This is a genomic window from Pseudomonas sp. PS1(2021) (genome assembly GCF_020405165.1).
In the GTDB taxonomy this organism is placed as follows: Bacteria; Pseudomonadota; Gammaproteobacteria; order Pseudomonadales; family Pseudomonadaceae; genus Pseudomonas; species Pseudomonas aeruginosa.
Window position 1 is genome coordinate 716,623 of the sequence record NZ_CP084484.1, and the last position, 25,604, is coordinate 742,226.

Below are 25,604 nucleotides of genomic sequence, written 5' to 3' on the forward strand. Positions count from 1 at the left end.
CCGAGCTACAGGCCGGGCATCGGGATGTAGCCGGGCAGCGCGCGGATGCGGGCGATCCAGGCGTTCAGCGCCGGGTAGTGGTCCAGCGCCAGGCCGCCCTCGGGGGCCAGGGCCAGGTAGGGGTAGAGGGCCACGTCGGCGATGCTCGGCTGTTCGCCCTGGGCCAGCCAGCGATGCTCGGCCAGGTGCCGGTCGACCAGGCGCAGCACTTCCAGGCCTCGCTGGTGGGTTTGCTCGCGATCCAGCGGCAGGTTGAAGCGAGTGATCAGCCGGGCGCTGGCCGGGCCGTTCTGCACCTCGTTGGCCGAATAGCTGAGCCAGTAGGCGATGCGGCCCTGGCTGACGGGGTCGAGCGGATACCACTCGGGGCCGGCATGGCGTCGCGCCAGATAGACGAGAATGGCGTGGGAGTCGCCCAGTTGCAGATCGCCGTCTTCCAGCACCGGGACCTGCCCGCGGGGATTCATGCGGAGGAAGGCCTGGGTCTTGTGCTCGCGGTTGAGGAAATCGACCGGCCGCAGCGTCGCCTCGCGGCCGATGAGGGAGAGGAACAGACGGACCTTGTAGGCGTTGCCGGAGAGATCCAGGTCATGGAGTTTCATCTGAGGGTTCCTGGCAGGGGAGTGGGTGTCTGGATATTAGACAGACAGGTCTGTATATTTCAAGGGGTGCGTTCGCCCTTTTCCGTCGGTATTCGTCCGGGGAGCGACGCAGAGCGGTTCAAGGGGGCGGCAGGGTCGCGCATAATGGACCGCTCAGGAGGCTTTCCATGACATCCCGCAAACGCGAGCAACTGCTCAGCACCGCCGTCGACCTGTTCTATCGCGAGGGTTACCACGCCACCGGCATCGACCGCATCCTGGCCGAATCCGGGGTGGCGAAGATGACTCTGTACAAGCATTTTCGCTCGAAGGACGAACTGATCATGGCCGCCCTGGAGGTGCGTCGGCAGCGCACCGCCGAACGCATGCTCGAAGCCGAGGCGCGGTTGCAGCCGCGCGCGGCGATCCTGGCTGTGTTCGATGGACTGGAGGAGTTCCTCCAGGACGAGGCGTTCCGTGGCTGTGCCTTCATCCATGCCGCCGCCGAGTTCCATGAGCGCTCGCATCCGATCCATCGCCAGGCGGCCGAGCAAAAGGCCTTCGTCGAAGCCTATTTCCAGCGCCAGCTGGAGCGACTGGGCGTGCGTTCGGCGGCACTGCTTGCGCGGCAGTTGCAATACCTGATGGAGGGCGCCCTGGTGATGGCGCACATCCACGGGCCGGCGGAGCAGGCTCGCGAGGCCCGGCAGGCGGCCGAAAGTCTGTTGCAGGTCGCTGGCATCTGAGCGCGGGTGCTACCATCGCCGCGAAACACTGCACAGGTCCTTTCGATGCCACCGGAATGCCAACTCTTCGGAACCCTCGGTTGCCACCTCTGCGAAGTCGCGGAGGCGGTGCTGATGCCCTTCGTCGAACATGGCCTGCTGGTCGAGCTGGTGGAGATCGCCGACGACGAAGCCTGGGTCGAGCGCTATGGTCTGCGGATCCCGGTGCTGCGCCGCTGCGACAATGGCGCCGAGCTGAACTGGCCGTTCGAGGCCGAGCAGGTCGCAGCCTTCCTCAGCCGCTGATGCCTATTCATTCGCGCTAAGCGCGGCACTGCTGGTAACCCCGCGCTCTATGCGCAAACCGGGCTGCGTTCCGCCTCCTTCCCTCATGCCGCGCGATACCTGGCTTCGGCGATGCTGGCGAAGCGATGCATAGGTATTTCTCAATGGTTTTCATAGCCTGAGCCTATTGGCTCGGCAGGCTGCGCTCGGCTAGGCCTGAAGGGCGATGGATAAACCCTGAGTTCCCTTCAGGACTGACTGGAAACAGCCGGGAACCCGCGTGGCGCAGGACGCGTTGCAGGTCGTTCGGTCCGCTGTCGCGGACCGCCGGGGTGTGGGGTCGGGACGACGAGGCTCGGCGTTTCCTCATAACGAAAGAGGACGCCTGATGAAAACGCCCGCCTGGACGCGCCATGCCCTCTGGGTCATGCCGTTCGCCCTGGGGCTGCAATCCGCCGTGGTCGCGGGGGATGAGCAGCCAAGCAAGACTTCCAGCTATTCGCCGGTGGTGATCAACGAGGACTTCGCCACCATCATGAAGCGCATGACAGCGAACAAGCCGTCGATCGAGCAGGCCCACAAGACGCTTCTCGAACAGCGTTACGATCTCAGCGACAGGCCGGCCAAGGGCGCCAGCATGACGCGCGGCAAGCCGCTGCAGGAAGGGGTCCGGGTGAAGCTACCGGCCGGCACCAACTGGGAGGAACTGGCCAGGCTGAGCCCCGAGGAAATCCGCAAGCAGGGGCTGTTCCCCGGCGGCTTCCTGCCGCTGCCGCACCCCAACCATGCCGAAGGCGGGATGGTCTTTCCCAAGTTCCTCATCGACGAGATCAAGCGCCAGGAAAGCCGCGACCTGACCCGTTTCGACCTCGACTACGACCTGCCGGACCACTTCCTGCCGGAATTCCCGGCACCGATGTTCCTTACCACCCGGCCTGACCTGGGCGATGTGTCCAAGGGCAAGCTGGTGACCATCGACAACTATTTCGAGTTGTTCAACGGGATTCTCAATCCCAAGCAGCTGGAAGGGCTGCGCCTGCTGCTAACGGCCTTTCCGCAGCAGCAGTTCAACCTCACCGACGATCGCCGTAGCGAGCATCCGAGCCGCGGCGTGGCCTGCTTCGACTGCCATGCGAACGGCCACACCAATGCCGCTACCCACCTTGCCGGCGACGTGCGCCCGCAACCGTTCCGCCACCGCATCGACACGCCGACGCTGCGCGGCGTGAACATCCAGCGGCTGTTCGGCTCGCAGAGGGCCCTGAAGACCGTCGAGGACTTCACCGAGTTCGAGCAGCGCGCCGCCTACTTCGACGGCGATCCGGTAATCGCCACCAAGAAGGGCGTGAACGTGCTCGAGCGTGGCAGTCAGGTGCATTTCATGGGTGAGTTCCAGGCGCTGCTGGACTTCCCGCCGGCACCGAAGCTGGATGTGGAGGGGCGGCTCGATCCGCGCAAGGCCAGCGAGCAGGAATTGCGTGGCGAAAAGCTGTTCTACGGCAAGGCGGCCTGCGCCGGGTGCCATGCGCCGCCTTACTTCACCGACAACCTGATGCACAACCTGAAGGTGGAGCGCTTCTACGATCCGAAACTGGTCAATGGCGTGATGGCGTCCGCCGACGGGCCGATCAAGACCTTCCCGTTGCGCGGGATCAAGGATTCGCCGCCGTACCTGCACGACGACCGCCTGCTGACCCTGGAGGACACGGTGGAGTTCTTCAACCTGGTGCTGGACCGCAAGCTGTCCGCGGAAGAGAAGGGCGACCTGGTGGCCTACCTGCGTACCCTGTGAGAAAGACCGGATCGCAGGCAATAAAAAACCCGCCGTTGAGGCGGGTTTTTCGGGATATGGTCGGAGCGACTGGATTCGAACCAGCGACCTTCTCGTCCCGAACGAGACGCGCTACCAAGCTGCGCTACGCTCCGTTTTGTTGGGGCGCATTCTACAGAAAAAGTTTTGGTACACAAGGGGTTAGATGAATTTTTTTTCGAGCCCCGGTTTTCTCGGGCGGAAAAGCAAAGACCCCGTCGCTCGTTCGAGTCGACGGGGTCTTCAGGAAAACCTGTTACGCGACGGTATCAGAGTTCCTTGACGGTGCGGACCTGGTCCTTGTTCACGCGGGCGCGCTTGCCGTCGAGCTGTTCGAACTCGTAGAAGCCGGAATCCTCGTCATAGGAAGGAGTGTCTACGGCCTGGATTTCACGTCCGTCGTTGAGGGTGATCACGGTAGGGCTGGAACAACCCGCGAGGGCGCCGAGGCCTACGGCGAGGAGGAAGGCGGGTAGCATCCGCTTGATCATTGCGCAGTTCTCCTGTGCGGTCAGACTTTGAAGTTACGAGTTTCTGACAGACGAGTTCTAGGAAGAGTTCCCCCTAAAAACGAGTGTTCCCCCCACCTTCGAGAAAATTCGACTCGACGTCTCTTCCGTTTTACTTCAGTTCGCGGTGATTAGCCAACAGCTCGGGGGTGTTCAGGTTGGCCAGCCGCGGATCGCCCGCGGCCAGCTCGATGGCCTCCGCGCCAAGCGGCAACAGGACGTGGCGTGGGCTACGGTCGCCCTGGCGCCAGGCGTGTTCTATCTCTTCGGCCAGGTGCGTCGGGATCAGGCTGAACAGCGGTTCCCACTGACCGCCGCAGCGCAGCATCCAGGGGCGCGCCGGTGTGCGGCCGGCGGCCTGCAGCAGGGTTTCCAGCAAGGCGCGGTCGATGCGCGGCGCGTCGCAGGGCAGCACCAGCAGCCAGGGATGCCGGGCCACCGCCAGGCCGGCGCGGATGCCGGCGAGCGGGCCGGGGAAGTCCCGGCTGTCGTCGCTCACCAGGCGGTCGGCATATACCGCATAGTGTTCCTGGTTGCGGTTGCAGGAGACGATCAGGTCATCGGTGAGCGGGCGTACCAGGCGATGCAGGTGGGCGATCAGGGGCAGGCCCTGCCACTCGATCAGGCCCTTGTCGCGACCGCCCATGCGCTGGCCGCGGCCTCCCGCCAGGAGAAGGATGGAGCAGGGGGGCAGGGCGCTATCGGGCATCTGGGGTCTCCGTGTCGGGCCTGTGATATAACACCGCGATCACGTCCACAAGCAAGGGCCAACCCCATGAGCCACAAGGCCGAAACGGTATTCGTGCCGTTGAACATCGCCGTCCTGACCGTCAGCGATACCCGTACCCTGGAAACCGATACCTCAGGCCAGTTGTTCGTCGACCGCCTGACCGAGGCCGGGCACAACCTGGCCGCTCGCGTGCTGCTGAAGGATGACCTGTACCGGATCCGCGCACAGGTCGCGACCTGGATCGCCGAGGATAGCGTGCAGGTCGTGCTGATCACCGGCGGCACCGGTTTCACCGGCCGCGACAGCACCCCGGAAGCGGTGGCCTGCCTGCTGGACAAGCAGGTGGACGGCTTCGGCGAGCTGTTCCGGCAGATTTCGCTGGCCGACATCGGTACCTCCACCATCCAGTCGCGGGCCCTGGCCGGGCTTTCCAACGGTACCCTGGTCTGTTGCCTGCCGGGTTCCACCAACGCCTGCCGCACTGCCTGGGAAGGCATCCTCGTCGAGCAACTGGACGCCCGTCATCGCCCGTGCAACTTCGTCCCGCACCTGAAACAGGCGGCGCCCTGCGAGAGCCGCGGGTGAGCGGCTGCTGCGAACATCCCGGGCTGATGCCGGTCGAGACGGCGCTGGAACGGCTCCTCGAACTGGCTTCGCAAACGCCTATCGATATGTGTGAGCAGGTGCCCCTGGAGCGTGCTGGCGGCCGCGTGCTGGCGGTCGACCTGCTGGCCGGCCTGGACCTGCCACCGTGGCCGAACAGCGCCATGGACGGCTACGCCTTGCGCCTCGCCGACTGGAGCGGCGAGCCATTGCCGGTCAGCCAGAAGATCTTTGCCGGACAGGCGCCGGAGCCGCTGCAAGCGGGTACCTGTGCGCGGATCTTCACCGGTGCGCCGCTGCCGGAAGGCGCCGATCTGGTAGAGATGCAGGAAAACGCCGAAGCGCTCGACGATGGCCGCGTGCGCTTCACCCAGCCGTTGCGCGCGGGCCAGCATGTGCGCCCGCGTGGCCAGGAAACCCGCCAGGGCGACCTTGTCCTGCCGGCCGGCACGCGCCTGCGCTCCATCGAACTGGGGCTGGCGGCTTCGCTCGGTTGCGCGGCCCTGGAGGTGCGACGCAAGCCGCGGGTGGCGCTGCTGTCCACCGGCGACGAGCTGGTCGAGGCGGGCCAGCCGCTGCAGGCCGGGCAGATCTACAACAGCAACCGTCCGTTGCTCAAGGATTGGCTGCAACGCCTGGGCTGCGACGTGATCGACGCTGGCATCCTTCCCGACGATCTGGCACGTACCCGCGAGCGCCTGGCCGGGTTGGCCGGGGTTGACCTTATCCTGTCCACTGGCGGCGTATCGGTGGGCGAGGCCGACTTCCTCGGCATGGCGCTGCGCGAAGCCGGCGAGCTGACCCTCTGGAAGCTGGCGATAAAACCCGGCAAGCCGCTGACCGTCGGCCAGTTCCAGGATATTCCGGTGATCGGCCTGCCGGGCAATCCGGCTTCGACCCTGGTCACCTTCGCCCTGCTGGCGCGTCCCTACCTGCTGCGCCGGCTCGGCGTGGCGCAGGTCGCGCCGCTGCGGGTGGAGGTACCGGCCGGCTTCGCCTGGACCAAGGCGGGGCAGCGTCGCGAGTACCTGCGTGGCCGTCTGGAGCTGGGCCGCGCGGTGCTCTATCCGAACCAGAGTTCCGGGGTACTGCGCAGCGCTTCCTGGGCCGAGGGGCTGGTGGAGGTCCGCGAGGGGCGTACCCTCGTGGAGGGCGAGGGCGTGGCGTTCATTCCGCTGAGCGAATTGCTCGATTGAGCCGACGGCGGCCGGATGGCCGCCGTTCTCATTGCGCCGCCGGCTCCTTGCGCCGCCGTTGCCGGTACTCGCCGGGCGTCTGCCCGGTCCAGCCCTTGAAACTGCGATGGAACGAGCGGGACTCGGTAAAGCCCAGGTACTGGGCGATGTCCTGGATCGGCAGCTCGCTATGCAGAAGGTAGTGCTCGGCCAGTTCGCGGCGCAGTTCGTCGAGGGTCTGCTGGTAGCTGCTGCCGGCTTGCTGCAGGTGGCGTTGCAGGGTGCGTACGGTCATGCCGAACTTTTCCGCCACCCGTTCCTTGCGCGGCAGGCCGTCCTTGAGTAGCTGGCGCAGGGCGTTCTTCACCCGCAGCGGCAGTGGCTCGTCATCGTCCAGCTCGGCCATCAGCGCCAGGGCATGTTCCTCCAGGGTGCGCAGCAGCGTCGCGTCGGCCTGGCGCAGCGGCAGCGCCAGGTAGTCCAGCGGTACCAGCAGCGCGGAGCAGGGTCGGGCGAAGCGCACCGGACAACCGAAGAAGGTCTCGTAGTCTTCCACGCGGGTTCCGTCCGGCAGTTCGTGTTCCAGCCAGACCTCGTCCGGCGAACCTTCCAGGTCGGCGATCCAGCGCGCGTAGAGGACCCAGGAAGCCAGGACGTGCTCGACCATGTGGCGCCGTACCAGGGGTGTCTGGTGGCGGCAGTTCCAGATCAGCCGGACCTGCCCGCCGGCCGCCTCGATGCGGCTGGTGCCCATGTCGCCGACCAGCTTCTCGTAGGGCGTGATGCGACTCATGGCCTCGCCCAGGGTGGCGCAGTTCATCGTGATGTAGCCGAGCACGCTCCAGGAGCCGGGCTGGACGAAGCGCGCCGAATGCAGGCCGAACAGGGGGTCGCCGGAATGTTCGCAGAAATAGCCGAGCAGGCGCTCGTGGGCTTCGCCCGGCAGGCGCTGGCGATTGTCGTTGAGCTGGTCGGCCTGGAGGCCTGCGGCGGCCAGGGCAGGGGCGATGTCCAGGCCGAGCCGTTCGGCGTGGCGCAGGTATTTCAGCAGGGCCGGAACCGAGGTGGAGCCAAGGGTCTGCATGGTCGTTGTTCTTGTCGTGGCGGGTGGAACAGGCCGTCCGGCGTGCGTGCCGGCTGTCTTGATCGGTCACAGGGAGTGTCTCGATCCGACAGTGACAGGCGAGGGCGGCTGGCTAGTATAGGCAGCCAGAAAGGTTCCGATAAACAGGTTGCCGCGACAAGCGAGGGGAGAGGTTCATGCGCCGTTGGAATGGCTGGGGCGAAGAAAGCACCGTGGTCGAATTGCCGGACAGCGCCCGTGGGTTCCTGGCGGAACTGGTCGGGCAGGGCGCACGCTTGCCGGACGCCAGCCTGGAGGCGGCGCTGGCGAAGGTCCCGGCGTCACGCCTGGAGGCCGATCCGCGCTACAGTATCGACCCCCATGAGCGGCTGCTGCATGCCCGCGGGCAGAGCCTGCCGGACTGGCTGGCGATGCGCGAGGGCGACTTCGGCGTCTACCCGGACGCCGTGGCCTATCCGGAAACCGCCGAGCAGATCCGTGAGTTGCTGGCCCTGGCCGACTCCCGCGACCTGCAACTGATTCCCTATGGCGGCGGTACTTCCGTGGCCGGCCATATCAATCCGCAAGCCTCGCGGCGGCCGGTACTGACGGTCTCGCTGGAGCGCATGAACCGCCTGCTCGACCTGGACCGCGAGAGCCTGGTCGCGACCTTCGGCCCCGGCGCCGCCGGCCCGCAGGTGGAGAGCCAGTTGCGTGCGCTGGGCTACACGCTCGGGCATTTCCCGCAGTCCTGGGAGTTGTCGACCCTCGGTGGCTGGGTCGCCAGCCGCTCCAGCGGCCAGCAGTCGCTGCGCTACGGGCGGATCGAACAACTTTTCGCCGGCGGGACCCTGGAGACCTTCGCCGGGCCGCTTGAGATCGCCACCTTCCCGGCATCCGCGGCGGGACCGGACCTGCGCGAACTGGTGCTGGGCTCTGAGGGGCGCTTCGGGATCATTTCCTCGGTGAAGGTGCGGGTCTCGCCGCTGGCCGAGGACGAGCGCTTCTACAGCGTCTTCCTGCCGAACTGGCAGCAGGCCCTGCAAGCCACCCGCGAGCTGGCCCAGGCGCGCGTGCCGCTGTCGATGCTGCGCCTGTCCAACGCCGTGGAAACCATGACCCAACTGGCCCTGGCCGGCCATCCCGGACAGATCGCCTGGCTGGAGAAATACCTGGCGCTGCGCGGCGCGGGCGAGGGCAAGTGCATGCTGACCTTCGGCGTGACCGGCAACCGCCGGCAGAACGGATTATCGCTGAGCCAGGCGAAGGCCTTGCTGAAACGCTTCGGCGGGGTCTTCACCGGCACCCTGCTGGGGCGCAAGTGGGCGCAGAATCGCTTCCGCTTCCCCTACCTGCGCGAGGCCCTGTGGCAGGCGGGCTACGCCGTGGACACCCTGGAGACCGCCACCGACTGGAGCAACGTCGACGGCCTGCTGCAGAAGATCGAGGCCAGCCTGCGCGACGGCCTGGCCGCCGAGGGCGAGAAGGTCCATGTGTTCACCCACCTCTCGCATGTCTATGGCGAGGGGTCGAGCATCTATACCACCTACGTGTTCCGTCCGGCCGCGAGCTATGCGGCGACGCTGGAACGCTGGAAGCGTCTCAAGCATGCGGCCAGCCAGGCGATCGTCGACAATCGCGGCACCATCAGCCACCAGCATGGCGTCGGCAAGGACCATGCACCCTACCTGCCCCGCGAGAAGGGCGAACTGGGCGTCGCCGCGCTGCGTGCCATGGCCGGTCACTTCGATCCGGCTGGACGGCTCAATCGCGGCACCTTGCTGCAGGACTGAGCGGAATGACTTCAGCCTGGAACGAGGAGTGGCGTCGCCGCCGCCTGCCGGCGCTGGTGGGGCAGGAGTGGGACCTGATCGTGGTCGGCGGCGGCATCAGCGGTGCCGGCATCCTCCGCGAAGCCGCACGGCGCGGCTGGCGCTGCCTGCTGCTGGAGCAGCGGGACTTCGCCTGGGGCACCTCGAGCCGCTCGTCGAAGATGGTCCATGGCGGCCTGCGCTACATCGCCAAGGGCCAGTGGCGGCTGACCCGCGACTCGGTGCGCGAGCGCCAGCGCCTGCTCGGCGAGGCGCCTGGACTGGTGGAGCCGTTGAGCTTCGTGATGGCCCACTACCGCGGCGGCTTTCCCGGCCCGCGGGTATTCGGCGGCCTGCTGAGCGTCTACGACGCCCTTGCCGGGCGGCGCAACCACCGTTTCTACGACGCCGCCGCGTTGCGCTACCTGGCGCCGGGCCTGAAGGAACAACGGCTGCTCGGCGGCACGCGATTCTTCGATGCGGTGACCGACGATGCGCGCCTGGTGCTGCGGGTGCTGGCCGAGGCGCGTCACGACGGCGGCGAGGCATTCAACGGCATGCGCGTGCGCGAATTGCTGCGCGAGGGCGGCCAGGTGGTCGGCCTGCGTGCCGAGGACCGCGAGAGCGGCGAGCTTCTCGACTTTCGCTGCCGCGCCCTGGCGGTGGCCACCGGGGCCTGGGCCGATGAGTTGCGCCAGCCCGGCGGAAGCGAACACATCCGCCCGCTGCGCGGCAGCCATCTGTTGCTGCCGGCCTGGCGCCTGCCGGTAGCCCATGCCTTCAGCTTCATGCACGCCACGGACCGGCGACCGGTGTTCGTGTTCCCCTGGGAGGGCGCGACGGTGGTCGGCACCACCGATCTCGACCATCGCGACGGCCTTGGGGAGGATGCGCGGATCAGCCGCGCCGAACTCGACTACCTGCTGGCGGCCTGCGCCCAGCAGTTTCCCGCCGCGGCCATCGAGGCGCGCGACGTGCTGTCGACCTGGGCCGGCGTGCGACCGGTGGTCAGCAGCGGCGACGACAGCGGCAAGCCTTCCGACGAGAAACGCGAGCATGTGCTCTGGCGCGAGCCGGGCTGCGTGACCCTGGCCGGTGGCAAGCTGACCACCTTCCGTCCGCTGGCGGTGGAGGTGCTAAAAGCCTGCGCGCCGCTGCTCGGGCGCACGGTCACGGACGATGGCGCGGCGGTCTTCGGCGCCTGTGAAGACCCGCTCATCGACGGGCTCGGCTGCGGCCAGCGACGCCGCCTGGCCGGTCGCTACGGACGCGACCTGGTCCGCCTCAAGCGGCTGGTGGACACCCTCGGAACGGACTGCGTGGGTGCCAGCGAAACGCTCTGGGCCGAACTGGCGTTCGCCGCCGAGGCGGAAATGGTGCTGCATCTCGACGACCTGCTGTTGCGCCGTACCCGCCTCGGCCTGCTGTTGCCCGGAGGCGGCGCGGCATACCTGCCGCGTATCCGCGCGCTCTGCCAAGCGCGACTGGGCTGGGACGACCCGCGCTGGGAACGTGAGCAACAGGCCTATCTGGACCTCTGGCGCCGGCACTACAGCCTGCCCGTCTGACCAGCCGAGACGAGAACGAGATGAACGACAAGAACTATCTGCTGGCGATCGACAATGGCACCCAGAGCGTGCGCGCCCTGCTGTTCGACCTGCAGGGCAACCTGCTGGGCAAGGGCAAGGTGGAGCTGGAGGCCTACTACTCGAAACATCCGGGCTGGGCCGAACAGGACCCCGAGTACTACTGGGCGATGCTCGGCGAGGCCTGTCGGCGGCTCTGGGCACAAGTGGACATCGATCGCGGGCTCATCCGCGGGGTGTCGCTGACCACCCAGCGCGGCACGGTGATCCATGTCGATGCCGAGGGCAGGCCGTTGCGTCCGGCGATCCTCTGGCTCGACCAGCGCCGGGCGGAGGTCCGCGAGCGTATCAGGGGGCCGTGGGGCTGGCTGTTCAAGCTGGTCGGCGCCGAGGGTGCGGTGGAGCATTTCCGCGCCCAGGCCGAGGTCAACTGGGTGGCCCAGGAGCAGCCGGAGATCGCCGCGAAGACCGACAAGGTGTTGCTGCTTTCCGGCTTTCTCAGCCACCGCCTGACCGGCCGTTTCGTCGACTCGGTGGGGTGCTGCGTTGCCTACCTGCCGTTCGACTACAAGCGCCTGCGCTGGGCCGCGCCGCGGGACTGGAAATGGCAGGCACTGGCGGTACGCCGCGAGCAGTTGCCGGAGCTGTTCAAGCCGGGTGAGCGGCTCGGCGAGATCAGCGCCGAAGCCAGCCGGCACACCGGCATTCCGCAAGGCCTGCCGTTGATCGCCGCGGGGGCCGACAAGGCCTGCGAGGTGCTCGGCGCAGGTGCGCTGGAGCCCACCATCGCCTGCCTCTCCTACGGCACCACGGCGACCATCAACACCACTCGCGCCCGCTACCTGGAAACCGTGCCGCTGATTCCACCCTATCCGGCGGCGATTCCCGATCATTTCAATACCGAGGTGATGATCTATCGCGGCTACTGGATGGTCAGCTGGTTCAAGCGCGAGTTCGGCTTGCGCGAGATGCAGCAGGCGCGCGAGCAGGGGGTCGAGCCGGAGCAACTGTTCGACGAACTGGTCAACGGCGTGCCGCCCGGCTCGATGGGCCTGACCCTGCAACCCTACTGGTCGCCGGGAATCCGCGAACCGGGACTGGAGGCCAAGGGAGCGATGATCGGTTTCGGCGACGTGCATACCCGGGCGCACATCTACCGGGCCATCCTCGAGGGCCTGGCCTATGCCCTGCGCCAGGGCAAGGAGCGCATCGAGAAGCGTTCGGGCACGCCGATCGTGCGCCTGCGCGTGGCCGGCGGCGGCTCGCAGAGCGACGCGGCGATGCAGCTCACCGCCGACATCTTCGGCCTGCCGGCCGAGCGCCCGCACGTCTACGAGGCGTCCGGCCTGGGTGCGGCGATCGACTGTGCGGTGGGGCTCGGTCTCTATCCGGACGTCGCCAGCGCGGTGGCCGGGATGACCCGCGTCGGCCGGGTTTTCCTGCCCCAGGCGGAGGCCCGGCAGATCTACCAGCGGCTCTATGGCGAGGTCTACCTGCGGATGTATCGCCAGTTGCGCCCGCTCTACCGCAGCATTCGCGAGATTACCGGCTACCCTGCCTGAACCGGGCGCCGCACTTCCGTCCCGGATGCGCGGTCAATAGGCAAAGACAAGGCCACGACGAGGGGGGCGGTTCGATGGACAAGGGCAAGGTTCTGCTGGTCCTGCACGGCAAGCAGGCGGGCAACGAAGAGGTTCGTGCCGCGGTTGCGGCGCAGCGCGAGGCCGGACGGGAGCTGGCGGTGCGGCTAACCTGGGAGGACGGCGACGCCCGGCGCATCGTCGAAGAGGCGCTGGCGGCCGGGTATGCGACGCTGGTCGCCGGCGGTGGCGACGGCACGCTGCGCGAGGTGGCCGAAGCGCTGGCGCGCGGGCGAGGCGAGGCGAGCCTGGCGATCCTGCCGCTGGGCACCGCCAACGACTTCGCCCGCGCCGCCGGGATTCCCCTGGAGCCGGCCGCGGCGCTGGCGCTGCTCGATCAGACGGCGCGGCCGATCGACCTGGGCGAGGTGAACGACAAGCTGTTCCTCAACATGGCCACTGGCGGCTTCGGTTCGAAGGTCACGGCGAATACCTCGGAGGACCTGAAGAAGGTTCTCGGCGGTGCCGCCTACCTGTTGACCGGGTTGACCCGTTTTTCCGAAGTGCATGCCGCCCAGGGCCGTTTCAGCGCCCCGGACTTCCAGTGGGAAGGCGAGTTCCTCGCCCTGGGCATCGGTAACGGGCGCCAGGCCGGCGGTGGGCACGTACTGTGTCCGCAAGCGCGAGTGGACGACGGCCTGCTCGACGTGAGCATCCTGCCGACGCCGCAGGACATGGTCGGTACCCTGGGCACCCTGCTCGGCGGTGGCAACGGAGTGGAAAGCCTGTTCGTCCGCGCGCGGGTGCCATGGCTGGAAGTGGAGGCGGCGGAAGGTCTCGACGTCAATCTCGACGGCGAGCCGCTGGAAGGACGCAAGCTGCGTTTCTCGGTTTCCCCGGGCGCGCTGCGCGTGCACTTGCCGGCCGATTCGCCGTTGTTGTGCGAGCCGCCGCGCGAGGACTGAGGGCGGAGCCGACTGATCCGCTGCCTGGAGTGGCGTCTGTGTCTTGTCGGCCTTTCCCGCGACACCGTATAACAGCATCTTTCCACCAAGGATGCTGGTTCCATGTTCCGTCTCTCCGCGCTGTACCGCTATCCGATCAAGTCTTCCGCCGCCGAGTCCCTGGAGCGCGTCGCGCTCGATGCGCTGGGCGTGGTCGGCGACCGACGCTGGATGGCGGTGGACACCGAAACCGGACGTTTCTTCACCCAGCGCCTGCTGCCGCAGCTGGGGCGTATCCAGGCACGCTGGGCGGCGCCGGAGGTCCTGCGGCTGAATGCGCCGGGAATGTCCGAGCTGAGCCTCGAAGTACCGGCACCCGACGCCAACCTGCGTGGCGTCACGGTCTGGCGCGATACCTTGCAGGCGCCGGATGCCGGCGACGCCGCAGCGGACTGGCTGACACGCTTCCTCGGCCGCCCGACGCGCCTGGTGCACATTCCCGAGGCGCGCGCGCGGCAGGTCGATACCGGCTATGCCGAGCCGGGGCAGAAGGTGCATTTCGCCGACGGTTTCCCGCTGCTGCTGATCGGCCAGGCTTCGCTCGACGACCTCAGCCAGCGGGTCGGTCGGCCGCTGGAGATGCTACGCTTCCGTCCCAACCTGGTGGTGGAAGGCAGCGCCGCGTTCGCCGAGGACGGCTGGAAACGCATCCGCATCGGCTCGGTCGAGTTCGTCGTGGCCAAGCCCTGTTCCCGCTGCATCCTCACCACCCTGGATCCGGCGACCGGCGAGCGCAACGAGGACCGCGAGCCGCTGACGACCCTGAAGACCTACCGGGAAAAGGATGGCGCGGTGCTGTTCGGGCAGAACCTGATTGCGCTGGGACAGGGCAGCCTGGAGGTGGGGATGCCGGTGGAAATCCTAGACTGAGGAACGGTCGCCCGCCGTTGCGGCGGGCGACCATTGCCGGCGATCAGAGCTTGGCGTCGACGCAGCCGGTGCTCAGGCACTCGCGCTCGCGTTCGCGGAGGAAGTCGAGGCGCTGGCGGGTCTTCTCGGTGGCGCAGTCGAGGTTGACGAAATAACCGTTGTCCTTGCTTTCGCTGCAGGCCGCGTCGCGCTCCTTGATCCAGGCGATCTGGCTTTTCTTCAGCAGTGCTTTCTGGCCGTCGTTCAGGTGCTTGCGCAGGGTGCCGAACTGCTGGTTCAGCTCGCGGTCGGCCTGGGAAAACTCGCCGCTGCGGCAGTACACGCTGTCGAAGGCGTTGCGCGGCGTACCGCAGGCGTCGGCGGCCAGGGCGCCGTCGGCGAGCAGCAGGCTGGAGGCGGCGAGCAGGGCGGTGGCGAGGGGCTTGTTCATCTTGAGGTCCTTTTCAAGGTACTGGAAAGGCCCGGGTGTCCGGGCCGGGTGGGGGTCAGAAATCGTCGAAGTAGCGTTCGTGCCAGTCGACGATGGGCTGCGGCGCATTGAGCTTCTGCCCGTAGATCACCGCATAGGACAGCACGTTCTGCACGTACTGGCGAGTCTCGTCGAACGGAATGGTTTCGATCCACACGTCGAAGGCCAGGTGGCGGGTATCTTTCAGCCACTGGCGGACGCGACCCGGACCGGCGTTGTAGGCGGCCGAGGCGAGTACCCGGTTGCCGTTGAACTGGCCATGCACCTGGCTCAGGTAGGCGGCGCCGAGGCGGATGTTGACGTCGGGCACGATCAGTTGCTGGGTCGAGGCCAGCGGGATGCCGAACTTGCGCGAGGTCTCCTTGGCGGTGCCGGGCATCAGCTGCATCAGCCCGGTGGCGCCGACTCCGGAACGGGCATCTGACATGAACGCGCTTTCCTGCCGGGTGATGGCGAAGATCCAGCTGGAGTGCAGGCCGCGGTTCTTCGCTTCGCGCACCAGGGTGGCGCGATGCGCCATCGGGAAGCGAATGTCCAGGTCGTCCCAGTACTGCGCCTGGCTGATCGAGCGGATCGCCGGGAAATACCACTGCATGTCGTAGGCCAGCCTGGCCTGGGCGATCAGCTCGTCGCGGTCGAACAGGCGCGCGGCGTGGTACCACTCGCGGCGGGCGTTGATCACTTCGCCACGGTTGAAGAACTCCATGGCCCGGCGTGTGCTGGCGGCGTTGCGTACGCGTTGCAGGACGCGCGGGTCGATGTGTGCAGGGCGGTTGCCGAGCTTGTACGGCACGCTCAGGCGGTCGGCGGCGAGGAAGCCGTAGAAGTCGCGCTCGCCGGCGAGCTTCTGGTACAGCGCGATCGGCTCCTTGCTGTTCGGCTGTGCCAGTTGCAGGGTGCGTGCCTGCCAATAGCGCCAGCGGCTGGTGGCGGCGAGATCCTGGGGCAGCTTGCGGGTCAGCGCATAGGCTTCGTCCCAGCGGCCCAGGCGCAGCAGCAGGCGGGTGCGCCATTCGGTGACGGTGTTGTCGCGCAGACCGGGATCGTACTGGGTCATCAGCGGCAGTGCGCGCGGATCGAAGCGCTTGGCCAGGCTGAGACCGATCTCGCGGGCGATGGCGACCTTCTCGTCGCTGGAGAAGGGTAGCGCCGAGCTGTAGTAGTCGAGCAGGCTCAGGGCCTTTTCCGGGTCCTGCCGCGCCAGGCGGCGCAGGCCGAGACCGACCACGTCGGCGGTGGCATGGTCGCGCTGGCTGAAGCGGCCGGTCTGGCTCAGCTGTGCGGGGTTCTGCGCCACGCTGACCATCAGCGCGCCCTGGTTGCCGAGGGTCGGCAGGCGCTGCGCGAGGTGCGAGGCGAGGCTGTAGTTGCGGGCTTCGGCGGCCAGCTTGAGGCGTTTCCAGACCTTTTCCTCGGTGAGCTGGCCTTCGCCCTGCCAGAGGCCGAACAGGGTGTCGCAGGCAGCCGGCTGCGACTTGCCGACCAGCCACAGGCGTTCGCTGGTGGCATAGCCTTCGGCCTTCTGGCCGTGGCCCAACTGGTACTGGCCATACAGGCAGTCGAGCTCGGTGAAGTTCAGTTTCGGGTCGTAGTAGTTGACGAAGGTCTTCCAGTCGCCGCGATCGGCCAGCAAGCGCAGCCAGCGCAGTTTCAGCCAGCCGATCTGCGGCAGGTCGCCGTGTTCGGTGAGGAAGCGCTCGACCTCCTCGTTGCTGGCGGACTTCAGCCGATGGGTCAGTTCGTCGTAGGCCAGGTAGGGTTCCAGCGGGTAATCGCGCAGGGCGCTGCGCGAGGCCATGTAGGGCGCGCTGTTGCCCTTGGCCAGGGCGGCCTTGGCCTGGTCGTAGAGACGGCGTTGTTCGGTCAGGGAAGCGGCGTGGACCGCGTCGACGGAGGAAATACCGAGCAAAAAGCAGGAAACGAGAGTGAACAGGCGACCGCGCATGACTTATCCGGGCAGGTGATGTCGGGTAACGTCGGCAGGTCCGCAACGGCTGCCTACGGGCGTTTCGACCGCTCGCGGGACTGGCGCGCGACCGCTGTCGCGGGGCGCGCCCGAAGCCGGGCGGATGGCTCGCCTAAGCTTAGCCGTTGCGGCATGGCGGTGAAAGCGCCGTGCCATCCGATGCCTATCCGGCGTAAAATGCGCGCCCTGTTTCCGGAGGCGCCCATGACCCTGCTCAAGTTCACCGATGTATCCCTTGCCTTTGGCACCACTCCCTTGCTGGACAAGGTGTCGTGGCAGATCGGCCGTGGCGAGCGGGTCTGCGTGATCGGGCGCAACGGTACCGGCAAGTCCAGCCTGTTCAAGGTGGTCAAGGGCGAACAGCAGGCCGACGACGGCGAAGTCTGGCGCGCACCGGCGCTGAAGATCGGCGAATTGCCCCAGGAACTGCCGCGTGCCGACGAGCGGACAGTGTTCGACGTGGTGGCCGAAGGCCTGGCGGAAGTCGGCAAGCTGCTCGCCGAGTACCACCACCTGAGCCTGAACATCCATACCGACGACGACCTGGCGCGCCTCTCGCGGGTCCAGCAGGAACTCGAGGCGCGCGATGGCTGGCGCCTGCAGCAACTGGTGGACAGCACCCTCAGCCGCCTGCAGTTGCCGGCCGACAAGACCCTCGCCGAACTCTCCGGCGGCTGGCGTCGGCGCGTGCTGCTGGCCCAGGCGCTGGTCGCCGAGCCGGACCTGCTGCTGCTGGACGAACCGACCAACCACCTGGACATCGGCGCCATCGCCTGGCTCGAGGAAGCGCTGCTGGGCTTCAACGGCGCGGTGCTGTTCATTACCCACGACCGCGCCTTCCTGCAATCCCTGGCGACCCGCATCCTCGAGCTGGATCGTGGCCACTTGATCGACTGGAACGGCGACTACGCCAGTTTCCTGGTGCACAAGGAACAGCAACTGGCCGCCGAAGAAGCTGCCAACGCATTGTTCGACAAGCGCCTGGCCCAGGAAGAAGTGTGGATCCGCCAGGGCATCAAGGCCCGCCGCACGCGCAACGAAGGGCGGGTTCGGGCGCTGAAGGAAATGCGTCGCGAACGCGCCGAGCGCCGCGAGCGCCAGGGCAAGGCCAGCTTCCAGTTGGAAAGCGCGGACAAGTCCGGCAAGCAGGTGATCGTGGTGGAGCACGTCAGCTTCGCCCATCCCGGCGGCCAGCCGCTGGTACGCGACTTTTCCATGGTTCTGCAGCGCGGCGACCGTATCGGCCTGCTCGGCGCCAACGGTACCGGCAAGACCACCTTGCTCAAGCTGCTGCTTGGCGACCTGCAGCCGACCTCGGGCAAGATCGAGGTGGGCACCAAGCTGGAAGTGGCCTACTTCGACCAGTTGCGCCATCAGCTCGAACCCGAGCAGACGGTGATCGACAATATCTCCGAAGGCCGCGAGTTCATCACCATCGACGGCCAGAACCGGCATGTGCTCAGTTATCTCGGCGACTTCCTGTTCAGTCCGCAGCGCGCCCGCACCCCGGTGAAGGCGTTGTCCGGCGGCGAGCGCGCGCGCCTGCTGCTGGCCAAGCTGTTCAGCAAGCCGGCCAACCTGCTGGTGCTCGACGAACCGACCAACGACCTCGACGTGGAAACCCTGGAACTGCTGGAGGAAGTCCTGCTCGGTTTCCAGGGCACCGTGCTGATGGTCAGCCACGATCGGGCCTTCCTCGACAACGTGGTGACCAGCACCCTGGTCTTCGAGGGCGAGGGCAAGGTTCGCGAATTCGTCGGCGGCTACCAGGACTGGCTGCGCCAAGGGGGCACGCCGCGCCTGCTCGGCGTGAGCGAGTCGAAGAGCGGCAAGGCCGAGCTGAATACCGCGCTGGCGCCCGCCGCCGAACCCGTGCCGGCTGCCGCGGCGCCGAGCGAGGCGCCGGTGAAGAAAAAGCTCAGCTACAAGTTGCAGCGCGAGCTGGAGGCCTTGCCCGGGCAGATCGACGCGGTCGAGGCGGAGCTGGCGGGTGTCCAGGAAGCCATCGCGCAGCAGGATTTCTATCTGCGCCCGCAGGACGAGCAGCGCGAAACCCTGGCGCGGCTGGACGCGTTGCAGCAGGAACTCGATGCCTTGCTCGAGCGCTGGGCCGAACTGGAAGACTGATCCATTTCGAAAAAGTGAGCTGCATCAATGTGATAGCGGCTCATCTCGATGATCCTTGCGGGCCTTGCCGGCGGTGGGTGCAGTCTCCCGCCGGTTCCTCTGGCTGGCGTCATTGACGGGCCGGCCGTCTCCCGAGAAAGGATCAGTCCATGGCAATCGAGTACCGCATCACGCTGGACGACCAGCATCAGCTCAACTATCGCATCGAGCTGGAGCGGCACTACGACCCGCAGGCGGCGGCCGCGGCGCCGCGCTGGACGCGCCTGGAGCACAATCGCTGCAGCAACTGCCCGCTCGATCGCGAACGCTACAGCCATTGTCCGGCGGCGGTCGACCTGCACGGGGTGATCGAGGATTTCCGCAACCTGCCGGCGTTCCGCAAGGCCGGCATTTGCGTGCGCACGCCGGAGCGCGAGTACATCAAGCAGGCGGGCCTGGAGGAAGGACTGCGCGCGCTGATCGGCTTGATCATGGCCAGCAGCGCCTGTCCGCTGCTGGCGCCGCTGAGGCCGATGGCCATGCAGCACCTGCCGTTCGCCAGCAACCAGGAGTTCGTGCTGCGGGTGGTGCCGCTGTACCTGATGCGCCAGTATTTCAATTTCCGCGAGGGGCGGCATGCCGATTGGGAACTGAAAGGGCTGGTGCGGCTGTTCCAGCAGTTGCAACTGGTTAACCAGGCGTTCTGGCAGCGAATCCACGACACCTGTGTCAGCGATTCCAACCTGAAGGCGTTCCTGACCTTCTTCTCGCTGTCGTCGAGCATCAGCTATTCGCTGGAAACCCAGTTGCAGAAGATCCGCCCGCTGGTGATGAGCGCCGAGGAAACGCTCGGCTGAGGCGCAAGCCCCGGCCGAGCGGGAGAGATCAGGCTTTCTTCAGGTGCACCGCGAGCACGTCGCAGGGCGCGCCGTGCAGCACGTCGTTGGCAGTGGAGCCGAGCAGCAGCGCCAGGCCATGGCGACCGTGGCTGCCGACCACGATCAGGTCGCAGGCCTGCTCCGCGGCGAGGCGGTGGATTTCCTGGCGCGGTTGCCCGTAGACCAGGTGGCGCTGCTCGCTGCCGAGGTTCGGATAGCGCACGGCGAAGGCATCCAGGCGTTCACGGGCCTGGTCGAACTGCTGCTGTTGCAACATCGACAGGTCCATCGGCACGTCCCCACCGAAAGCCATGGCCATGGGCTCGACCACATGCACCACCGAGAGCCGGGCCTGGTTGCTGGTGGCCAGGGCCGCCGCACGCTTCATCACCGGGTCGCATTCGTCGGTCAGGTCGACGGCGACCAGAATGTGTTGATAGGGCATGAACGTCTCCTCCCAGAAGGGGATAGTGTTTTCATTATGGACTTTCGCGCCGCGCGTGGAACCTGTTCCGTTGCGCTGGGCAAAAAGCTGCTCCGCCGTGGCTGCATTCGCCTGTAAACTGCGCCTCCCTTGGCGACTGCGACCGATCCTGCCTGTGCGCGCGGATCGAGGCAAATGCCTTAACCGTTTTTCGAGTGTCCGTTCCTTATGACCACTTGGCTGGTGATCCTGCTGCTGGCTGTCATGCTCAGTCCCCTGGCCTGGCTGATGCCGTCCAACAGGCAGCGCGGCAAGATGGCCCTGCGCCTCGAGGCGCGCCGTCTCGGCCTGGCCATGCAGCTCGCGCGCCAGGATTGGCCGCATTGGCTCGAGAGCTCTCCGCCGACGTCCTGCGCGCAGTTCCACTGCCCGCGCCGACGCGGCCGGGAGGCCTGGTGCTATTGGCAGAATACCCCGGGCCAGTGGCTGAACCAGTGGCGCGAGCCGTGCGCGGACGATGAGTTGCTGGACGCCCTGCACAGCCTCCCCGGGGATGTCTACAAGGTGGAGGCGACCGCCCAGTTCCTTGCCCTGTATTGGGGCGAGGGCGGCGATAGCGCCGACCTCGGGCGCATCGCCGAATTTCTCCGCCAGCGCGCCTGAGGCTGCGCGCCGAGGTTCATTGGTTGCGCGCGGCATACAGCGCGGCGACCTTCTCCAGGCCATCGATGATCCGGTCTGCATTCTTGTTGACCAGGAACGGCACGCTGTTCTGGTTGTAGTTGCGCAGGGATTTCTCGATGTAGTGCCACTTGATCGCCACGCTGCGCAGCGCCCTGGCGATCTCCTCGTCGTTCTGCGGCGCCTGCTGCAGCTTCAACAGGTTGACCGAAAAGCGGCTGGCCAGGTCGTCCAGTGGACGCTCCTCGCCGCCGCCGAAGAAGCTGGCACCCACCGACGCGTTGCGCGAGGCATAGTCCAAGGCAATGCCCTGCATCAGCAGGCTCTGTTCGCGGCTCTGCTCGGTGAGCGTCGGCACCGTGGCGGCGTTTTCCCGTTGCAGGCTGCGATACAGCTGGCCGCCGAGGTCCATCAGTTGCTGGTTGCGCCGTGCCAGGTCGGCGACCGGTTGCAGGTCGCTGTAGCCCTTGTTGCGCACCGCGCCGGTCAGCTTGTCGAGGTCTCGCGCATAGTCCTGCCATTGCTCGCGAAGCTGGCCCAGCAGGCGCCGGGATTCGCTGCCGTTCACGCCGTCGAGTCGCTGCAGGCGGGCCTGCGCCGTATGCGCCGAGCTTTCGATCAGGCTGGCGTAGCGCTGATCGCCTTCCTGGCCGACGTACATGAAGAAGGCGTTCAGGGATTTCTGCGTGGCGAGCCGCATCTGGTGCAGGGCGAGCAGGTCATCGGCGGTCCCTGCCGCGAAGGCGGGCAGGCTGAGCAGGCCGAGCAGGGCCAGACAAAGAGTGAACGGACGGCAGGTCATGGGTTCCATCTCCATGTGGCCCTGGAGGCCTTCTTGTTGTTCTTTTGTAACGGCCCGTGGTCGATCATGCATGGCGATCTGCGGCGACTCTAGCCTGCCTTTCCGCGCCGGGACAAGCGCCCACGGCACCGATCATCGAACATCTGAATGGTCCGACAGAGGCTGGCTGAATGGCCCTGCGCAGAGGGTCTGGAGGAGGGCAGGTGTTTTCCGGATGGCTGATTGACAATTCCCGGCTTTTGCCGGAATGTGTGCGCACCCAAGTCAAACGGGCGTATGAATCGAGCGTTTGCCTCGCGCAGGCCTCGACAATAGAGACCCGGTTATCGCGTCGGCGGGTGTGCCGAAGGGTTTGGGACTATGCTCGGCGGTTGCCGAAAGGGTCCCGACACGGCGTCCGATGTGTAAGTTCAAGCTTCCATAATAGCGTGGAGATCAGTTGATGATTTACCAAGGTAAAGCCATCACGGTTAAGCCTCTTGAGGGCGGCATCGTCGAGTTGAATTTCGATCTCAAGGGCGAGTCCGTCAACAAGTTCAACCGTCTCACCCTCAGTGAGTTGCGTGCGGCAGTCGATGCGATCAAGGCCGATGCATCGGTCAAGGGCGTGATCGTGACCAGCGGCAAGGACGTGTTCATCGTTGGTGCCGACATCACCGAGTTCGTTGACAACTTCCAGCTGCCCGACGAGGAACTGATGGCGGGCAACCTCGAAGCCAACAAGATCTTCAGCGACTTCGAAGACCTGGACGTACCCACCGTTGCCGCGATCAACGGCATCGCCCTCGGCGGCGGCCTGGAGATGTGCCTGGCCGCGGACTTCCGCGTGATGAGCGCGACCGCCAAGGTCGGCCTGCCGGAAGTCAAGCTGGGCATCTACCCGGGCTTCGGCGGCACCGTCCGCCTGCCGCGCCTGATCGGCTGCGATAACGCCGTCGAGTGGATCGCCTCGGGCAAGGAAAACAAGGCGGAGGACGCCCTGAAGGTCGGCGCCGTCGACGCCGTGGTCGCTCCCGAGCAACTGCAGGCCGCTGCCCTCGACCTGGCCAAGCGCGCCGTCGCCGGCGAGCTGGACCACAAGGCACGGCGCCAGCCGAAGCTGGAAAAGCTGAAGCTGAATGCAATCGAGCAGATGATGGCCTTCGAAACCGCCAAGGGCTTCGTCGCCGGCCAGGCCGGTCCGAACTACCCGGCGCCGGTGGAAGCCATCAAGAGCATCCAGAAGGCCGCCAACTTCGGCCGCGACAAGGCGCTGGAAGTCGAAGCCGCCGGCTTCGTCAAGCTGGCCAAGACCTCGGTCGCGCAGAGCCTGATCGGCCTGTTCCTGAATGACCAGGAACTGAAGAAGAAAGCCAAGAAATACGACGAAGTCGCCAAGGACGTGAAACTGGCCGCCGTGCTCGGCGCCGGCATCATGGGCGGCGGCATCGCCTATCAGTCGGCGCTCAAGGGCACCCCGATCCTGATGAAGGATATCCGCGAAGAGGGTATCCAGATGGGCCTGAACGAGGCCGCCAAGTTGCTCGGCAAGCGCGTCGAGAAGGGTCGCCTGACCCCGGCGAAGATGGCCGAGGCGCTCAATGGCATCCGTCCGACCATGTCCTATGGCGACTTCGGCAACGTCGACATCGTCGTCGAAGCCGTCGTCGAGAACCCCAAGGTCAAGCAAGCCGTACTCGCCGAAGTGGAAGGCGCGGTGAAGGAAGACGCGATCATCGCCTCCAACACCTCGACCATCTCCATCAGCCTGCTGGCCCAGGCGCTGAAGCGTCCGGAAAACTTCTGCGGCATGCATTTCTTCAACCCGGTGCACATGATGCCGCTGGTGGAAGTGATCCGTGGCGAGAAGACCGGTGAAACCGCCATCGCCACCACCGTCGCCTACGCCAAGAAGATGGGCAAGAGCCCGATCGTGGTCAACGATTGCCCTGGCTTCCTGGTCAACCGTGTGCTGTTCCCGTACTTCGGCGGCTTCGCCAAGCTGCTGAGCTTCGGCGTCGACTTCGTGCGCATCGACAAGGTGATGGAGAAGTTCGGCTGGCCCATGGGCCCGGCCTACCTGTCCGACGTGGTCGGCATCGACACCGGCCACCATGGCCGCGACGTCATGGCCGAGGGCTTCCCGGACCGCATGGCGGTCGAGGGCAAGACCGCCGTCGACGTGATGTACGAGGCCAACCGCCTGGGCCAGAAGAACGGCAAGGGCTTCTACGCCTACGAGACCGACAAGCGCGGCAAGCCGAAGAAGGTCACCGATCCGCAAGCCTACGAAGTGCTCAAGCCGATCGTGGTCGAGCAGCGCGAAGTGACCGACGAGGACATCGTCAACTTCATGATGATCCCGCTGTGCCTGGAAACCGTGCGTTGCCTGGAAGACGGCATCGTCGAGACCGCTGCCGAGGCCGATATGGGCCTGATCTACGGCATCGGCTTCCCGCCCTTCCGTGGTGGTGCTCTGCGCTACATCGATTCGATCGGTGTCGCCGAGTTCGTGGCCCTGGCCGACAAGTACGCCGAGCTGGGCGCGCTGTACCACCCGACCGCGAAGCTGCGTGAAATGGCCAAGAACGGTCAGAAATTCTTCGGTTAATCGCGGAACGACTAGAGCGAGAGTGAATTTATGAGCCTGAATCCGAGAGACGTCGTCATTGTCGACTTCGGCCGCACCCCGATGGGTCGTTCCAAGGGTGGCATGCACCGCAACACCCGCGCCGAGACCATGTCGGCGCACCTGATCAGCAAGCTGCTGGAGCGCAACCCGAAGGTCGACCCGGCCGAAGTGGAAGACGTGATCTGGGGCTGCGTCAACCAGACCCTGGAGCAGGGCTGGAACATCGCGCGCATGGCGTCGCTGATGACCCAGATCCCGCACACCAGCGCCGCGCAGACCGTCAGCCGCCTGTGCGGTTCGTCGATGAGCGCGCTGCACACCGCCGCCCAGGCGATCCAGACCGGCAATGGCGATGTATTCGTCATCGGCGGCGTGGAGCACATGGGCCACGTCGGCATGATGCATGGCGTCGACCCGAACCCGCACCTGTCCCTGTACGCGGCCAAGGCCTCGGGCATGATGGGCCTGACCGCGGAAATGCTCGGCAAGATGCACGGTATCAGCCGTGAGGCGCAGGACAAGTTCGGCGCGCGTTCGCACCAACTGGCGTGGAAAGCCACCCAGGAAGGCAAGTTCAAGGACGAGATCATCCCGATGGAAGGGTATGACGAGAACGGTTTCCTGAAAGTCTTCGACTTCGATGAGACCATTCGTCCGGAAACCACCGTCGAGACCCTGGCCGAGTTGAAGCCGGCGTTCAATCCGAAAGGCGGCACCGTGACCGCGGGGACCTCCTCGCAGATCACCGACGGCGCCTCCTGCATGATCGTGATGTCGGCCCAGCGCGCCCAGGATCTGGGCATCCAGCCGATGGCGGTGATCCGCTCCATGGCCGTGGCGGGTGTCGATCCGGCGATCATGGGCTACGGCCCGGTGCCGTCGACCAACAAGGCGCTCAAGCGCGCCGGCCTGACCATCGCCGACATCGACTTCGTCGAACTCAACGAAGCCTTCGCCGCCCAGGCCCTGCCTGTGCTGAAGGACCTCAAGCTGCTCGACAAGATGGACGAGAAGGTCAACCTCCACGGCGGCGCCATCGCCCTGGGTCACCCGTTCGGTTGCTCCGGTGCGCGCATTTCCGGCACCCTGTTGAACGTGATGAAGCAGAACGGCGGTACCCTTGGCGTGTCCACCATGTGCGTGGGCCTGGGACAGGGTATCACCACCGTCTTCGAGCGCATCTAAGCGTTCGTAGAAGGGGAAAGCCGGGGCCTCGTGCCCCGGCTTTCGTTTTTCAGTGTCAGCCGTTTCCGGCTGCATCGAGCAAATGACGCCCCGGGAGCGCGGGTTTGCCTATTGTGCGATCCGTGCCTATACCGGGCTGTTGTATGTCGG

23 protein-coding genes and 1 tRNA gene are annotated in these 25,604 nt (G+C 66.3%); 15 read left to right on the top strand and 9 right to left on the bottom strand.

The window, feature by feature from the left end; genetic code table 11:
* Window positions 1-5: 5 nt before the first annotated feature.
* Complete coding sequence (locus LE197_RS03450; RefSeq protein ID WP_039027623.1) at window positions 6-602, bottom strand: glutathione S-transferase family protein; 597 nt, start codon at window positions 600-602, stop codon at window positions 6-8.
* A gap of 167 nt (window positions 603-769) precedes the next feature.
* Here LE197_RS03450 and LE197_RS03455 point away from each other — a divergent pair, with 167 nt between their 5' ends.
* The 3 genes from LE197_RS03455 (at window position 770) to LE197_RS03465 (ending at window position 3,383) form a co-directional block, all read left to right on the top strand.
* A complete protein-coding gene (locus LE197_RS03455; protein ID WP_033968934.1) occupies window positions 770-1,327 on the top strand; it encodes a TetR/AcrR family transcriptional regulator in 558 nt (185 codons plus the stop codon).
* A gap of 45 nt (window positions 1,328-1,372) precedes the next feature.
* On the top strand, window positions 1,373-1,612 hold the full coding sequence (locus LE197_RS03460; protein WP_033968933.1) for a glutaredoxin family protein: 240 nt from the start codon (window positions 1,373-1,375) through the stop codon (window positions 1,610-1,612).
* Between the two features lie 367 nt (window positions 1,613-1,979).
* Window positions 1,980-3,383 carry a cytochrome b6 gene (locus tag LE197_RS03465; RefSeq protein ID WP_033968932.1) on the top strand — a complete coding sequence of 468 codons (1,404 nt, stop codon included), beginning with the start codon at window positions 1,980-1,982 and terminating at the stop codon, window positions 3,381-3,383.
* 57 nt (window positions 3,384-3,440) lie between these two features.
* Here LE197_RS03465 and LE197_RS03470 read toward each other — a convergent pair.
* The 3 genes from LE197_RS03470 to mobA form a co-directional block, all read right to left on the bottom strand.
* Window positions 3,441-3,517: transfer RNA gene (locus tag LE197_RS03470), tRNA-Pro, on the bottom strand.
* Between the two features lie 153 nt (window positions 3,518-3,670).
* Window positions 3,671-3,892: a YgdI/YgdR family lipoprotein gene (locus LE197_RS03475; RefSeq protein WP_024917588.1), complete on the bottom strand. Its 222-nt coding sequence runs from the start codon at window positions 3,890-3,892 to the stop codon at window positions 3,671-3,673.
* 130 nt (window positions 3,893-4,022) lie between these two features.
* Window positions 4,023-4,619 (bottom strand): molybdenum cofactor guanylyltransferase MobA, encoded by a 597-nt coding sequence (gene mobA / locus LE197_RS03480; RefSeq protein WP_033975930.1) that lies wholly within the window; start codon window positions 4,617-4,619, stop codon window positions 4,023-4,025.
* Between the two features lie 66 nt (window positions 4,620-4,685).
* Here mobA and moaB point away from each other — a divergent pair, with 66 nt between their 5' ends.
* Both moaB and glp read left to right on the top strand, forming a co-directional pair.
* On the top strand, window positions 4,686-5,225 hold the full coding sequence (gene moaB / locus LE197_RS03485; protein ID WP_033975931.1) for a molybdenum cofactor biosynthesis protein B: 540 nt from the start codon (window positions 4,686-4,688) through the stop codon (window positions 5,223-5,225).
* Window positions 5,222-6,439 (top strand): gephyrin-like molybdotransferase Glp, encoded by a 1,218-nt coding sequence (gene glp, locus LE197_RS03490; RefSeq protein WP_033975933.1) that lies wholly within the window; start codon window positions 5,222-5,224, stop codon window positions 6,437-6,439. Before moaB ends, glp begins: the two co-directional genes overlap by 4 nt.
* 28 nt (window positions 6,440-6,467) lie before the next feature.
* On the opposite strand, the gene LE197_RS03495 is transcribed toward glp, so the two are convergent.
* Window positions 6,468-7,502 carry an AraC family transcriptional regulator gene (locus LE197_RS03495; protein ID WP_033968927.1) on the bottom strand — a complete coding sequence of 345 codons (1,035 nt, stop codon included), beginning with the start codon at window positions 7,500-7,502 and terminating at the stop codon, window positions 6,468-6,470.
* Between the two features lie 176 nt (window positions 7,503-7,678).
* On the opposite strand from LE197_RS03495, the gene LE197_RS03500 reads away from it, so the two are divergent.
* The 5 genes from LE197_RS03500 to LE197_RS03520 all read left to right on the top strand — a co-directional run bounded on the left by LE197_RS03500 (window position 7,679) and on the right by LE197_RS03520 (window position 14,332).
* Entirely contained in the window at window positions 7,679-9,274 is a 1,596-nt protein-coding gene (locus LE197_RS03500; RefSeq protein WP_057388395.1) for an FAD-binding oxidoreductase, read from the top strand.
* 5 nt (window positions 9,275-9,279) lie between these two features.
* Window positions 9,280-10,860 carry a glycerol-3-phosphate dehydrogenase/oxidase gene (locus LE197_RS03505; protein WP_033968925.1) on the top strand — a complete coding sequence of 527 codons (1,581 nt, stop codon included), beginning with the start codon at window positions 9,280-9,282 and terminating at the stop codon, window positions 10,858-10,860.
* Between the two features lie 20 nt (window positions 10,861-10,880).
* Window positions 10,881-12,440: an FGGY-family carbohydrate kinase gene (locus LE197_RS03510; RefSeq protein WP_033968924.1), complete on the top strand. Its 1,560-nt coding sequence runs from the start codon at window positions 10,881-10,883 to the stop codon at window positions 12,438-12,440.
* Between the two features lie 74 nt (window positions 12,441-12,514).
* Window positions 12,515-13,423, top strand: coding sequence for a lipid kinase YegS (gene yegS / locus LE197_RS03515; RefSeq protein ID WP_039027205.1), 909 nt, complete (start codon window positions 12,515-12,517; stop codon window positions 13,421-13,423).
* A gap of 102 nt (window positions 13,424-13,525) precedes the next feature.
* Window positions 13,526-14,332, top strand: a complete 807-nt coding sequence (locus LE197_RS03520) for an MOSC domain-containing protein (protein ID WP_033968921.1) — start codon at window positions 13,526-13,528, stop codon at window positions 14,330-14,332.
* A 43-nt stretch (window positions 14,333-14,375) separates the two neighbouring features.
* Here LE197_RS03520 and LE197_RS03525 read toward each other — a convergent pair whose 3' ends face one another.
* Both LE197_RS03525 and slt read right to left on the bottom strand, forming a co-directional pair.
* Entirely contained in the window at window positions 14,376-14,762 is a 387-nt protein-coding gene (locus tag LE197_RS03525) for a lysozyme inhibitor LprI family protein (RefSeq protein ID WP_003091225.1), read from the bottom strand.
* A 55-nt stretch (window positions 14,763-14,817) separates the two neighbouring features.
* The gene (gene slt / locus LE197_RS03530) at window positions 14,818-16,746 is read right to left on the bottom strand and encodes a lytic transglycosylase Slt (RefSeq protein ID WP_033968917.1); all 1,929 of its coding nucleotides are present in this window, start codon (window positions 16,744-16,746) and stop codon (window positions 14,818-14,820) included.
* Between the two features lie 225 nt (window positions 16,747-16,971).
* On the opposite strand from slt, the gene LE197_RS03535 reads away from it, so the two are divergent.
* Together LE197_RS03535 and LE197_RS03540 are read left to right on the top strand one after the other, a co-directional pair.
* Window positions 16,972-18,894 carry an ATP-binding cassette domain-containing protein gene (locus LE197_RS03535; RefSeq protein WP_033968916.1) on the top strand — a complete coding sequence of 641 codons (1,923 nt, stop codon included), beginning with the start codon at window positions 16,972-16,974 and terminating at the stop codon, window positions 18,892-18,894.
* A gap of 149 nt (window positions 18,895-19,043) precedes the next feature.
* A complete protein-coding gene (locus LE197_RS03540; protein WP_003091213.1) occupies window positions 19,044-19,730 on the top strand; it encodes a DUF6901 family protein in 687 nt (228 codons plus the stop codon).
* Window positions 19,731-19,758: 28 nt separating this feature from the next.
* Here the strand turns inward: LE197_RS03540 and LE197_RS03545 are convergent, their stop codons facing one another.
* On the bottom strand, window positions 19,759-20,196 hold the full coding sequence (locus LE197_RS03545) for a universal stress protein (RefSeq protein WP_059309676.1): 438 nt from the start codon (window positions 20,194-20,196) through the stop codon (window positions 19,759-19,761).
* 207 nt (window positions 20,197-20,403) lie between these two features.
* On the opposite strand from LE197_RS03545, the gene LE197_RS03550 reads away from it, so the two are divergent.
* Entirely contained in the window at window positions 20,404-20,838 is a 435-nt protein-coding gene (locus tag LE197_RS03550) for a hypothetical protein (RefSeq protein WP_033968915.1), read from the top strand.
* A 16-nt stretch (window positions 20,839-20,854) separates the two neighbouring features.
* On the opposite strand, the gene LE197_RS03555 is transcribed toward LE197_RS03550, so the two are convergent.
* Window positions 20,855-21,673: a F0F1-type ATP synthase subunit beta gene (locus LE197_RS03555; RefSeq protein ID WP_042168980.1), complete on the bottom strand. Its 819-nt coding sequence runs from the start codon at window positions 21,671-21,673 to the stop codon at window positions 20,855-20,857.
* A 427-nt stretch (window positions 21,674-22,100) separates the two neighbouring features.
* Between LE197_RS03555 and fadB the strand changes: the two genes are divergently transcribed.
* Both fadB and fadA read left to right on the top strand, forming a co-directional pair.
* On the top strand, window positions 22,101-24,248 hold the full coding sequence (fadB, locus tag LE197_RS03560; RefSeq protein ID WP_003091204.1) for a fatty acid oxidation complex subunit alpha FadB: 2,148 nt from the start codon (window positions 22,101-22,103) through the stop codon (window positions 24,246-24,248).
* A 30-nt stretch (window positions 24,249-24,278) separates the two neighbouring features.
* The gene (gene fadA, locus LE197_RS03565) at window positions 24,279-25,454 is read left to right on the top strand and encodes an acetyl-CoA C-acyltransferase FadA (protein WP_003113978.1); all 1,176 of its coding nucleotides are present in this window, start codon (window positions 24,279-24,281) and stop codon (window positions 25,452-25,454) included.
* The last annotated feature ends 150 nt before the right edge of the window (window positions 25,455-25,604 follow it).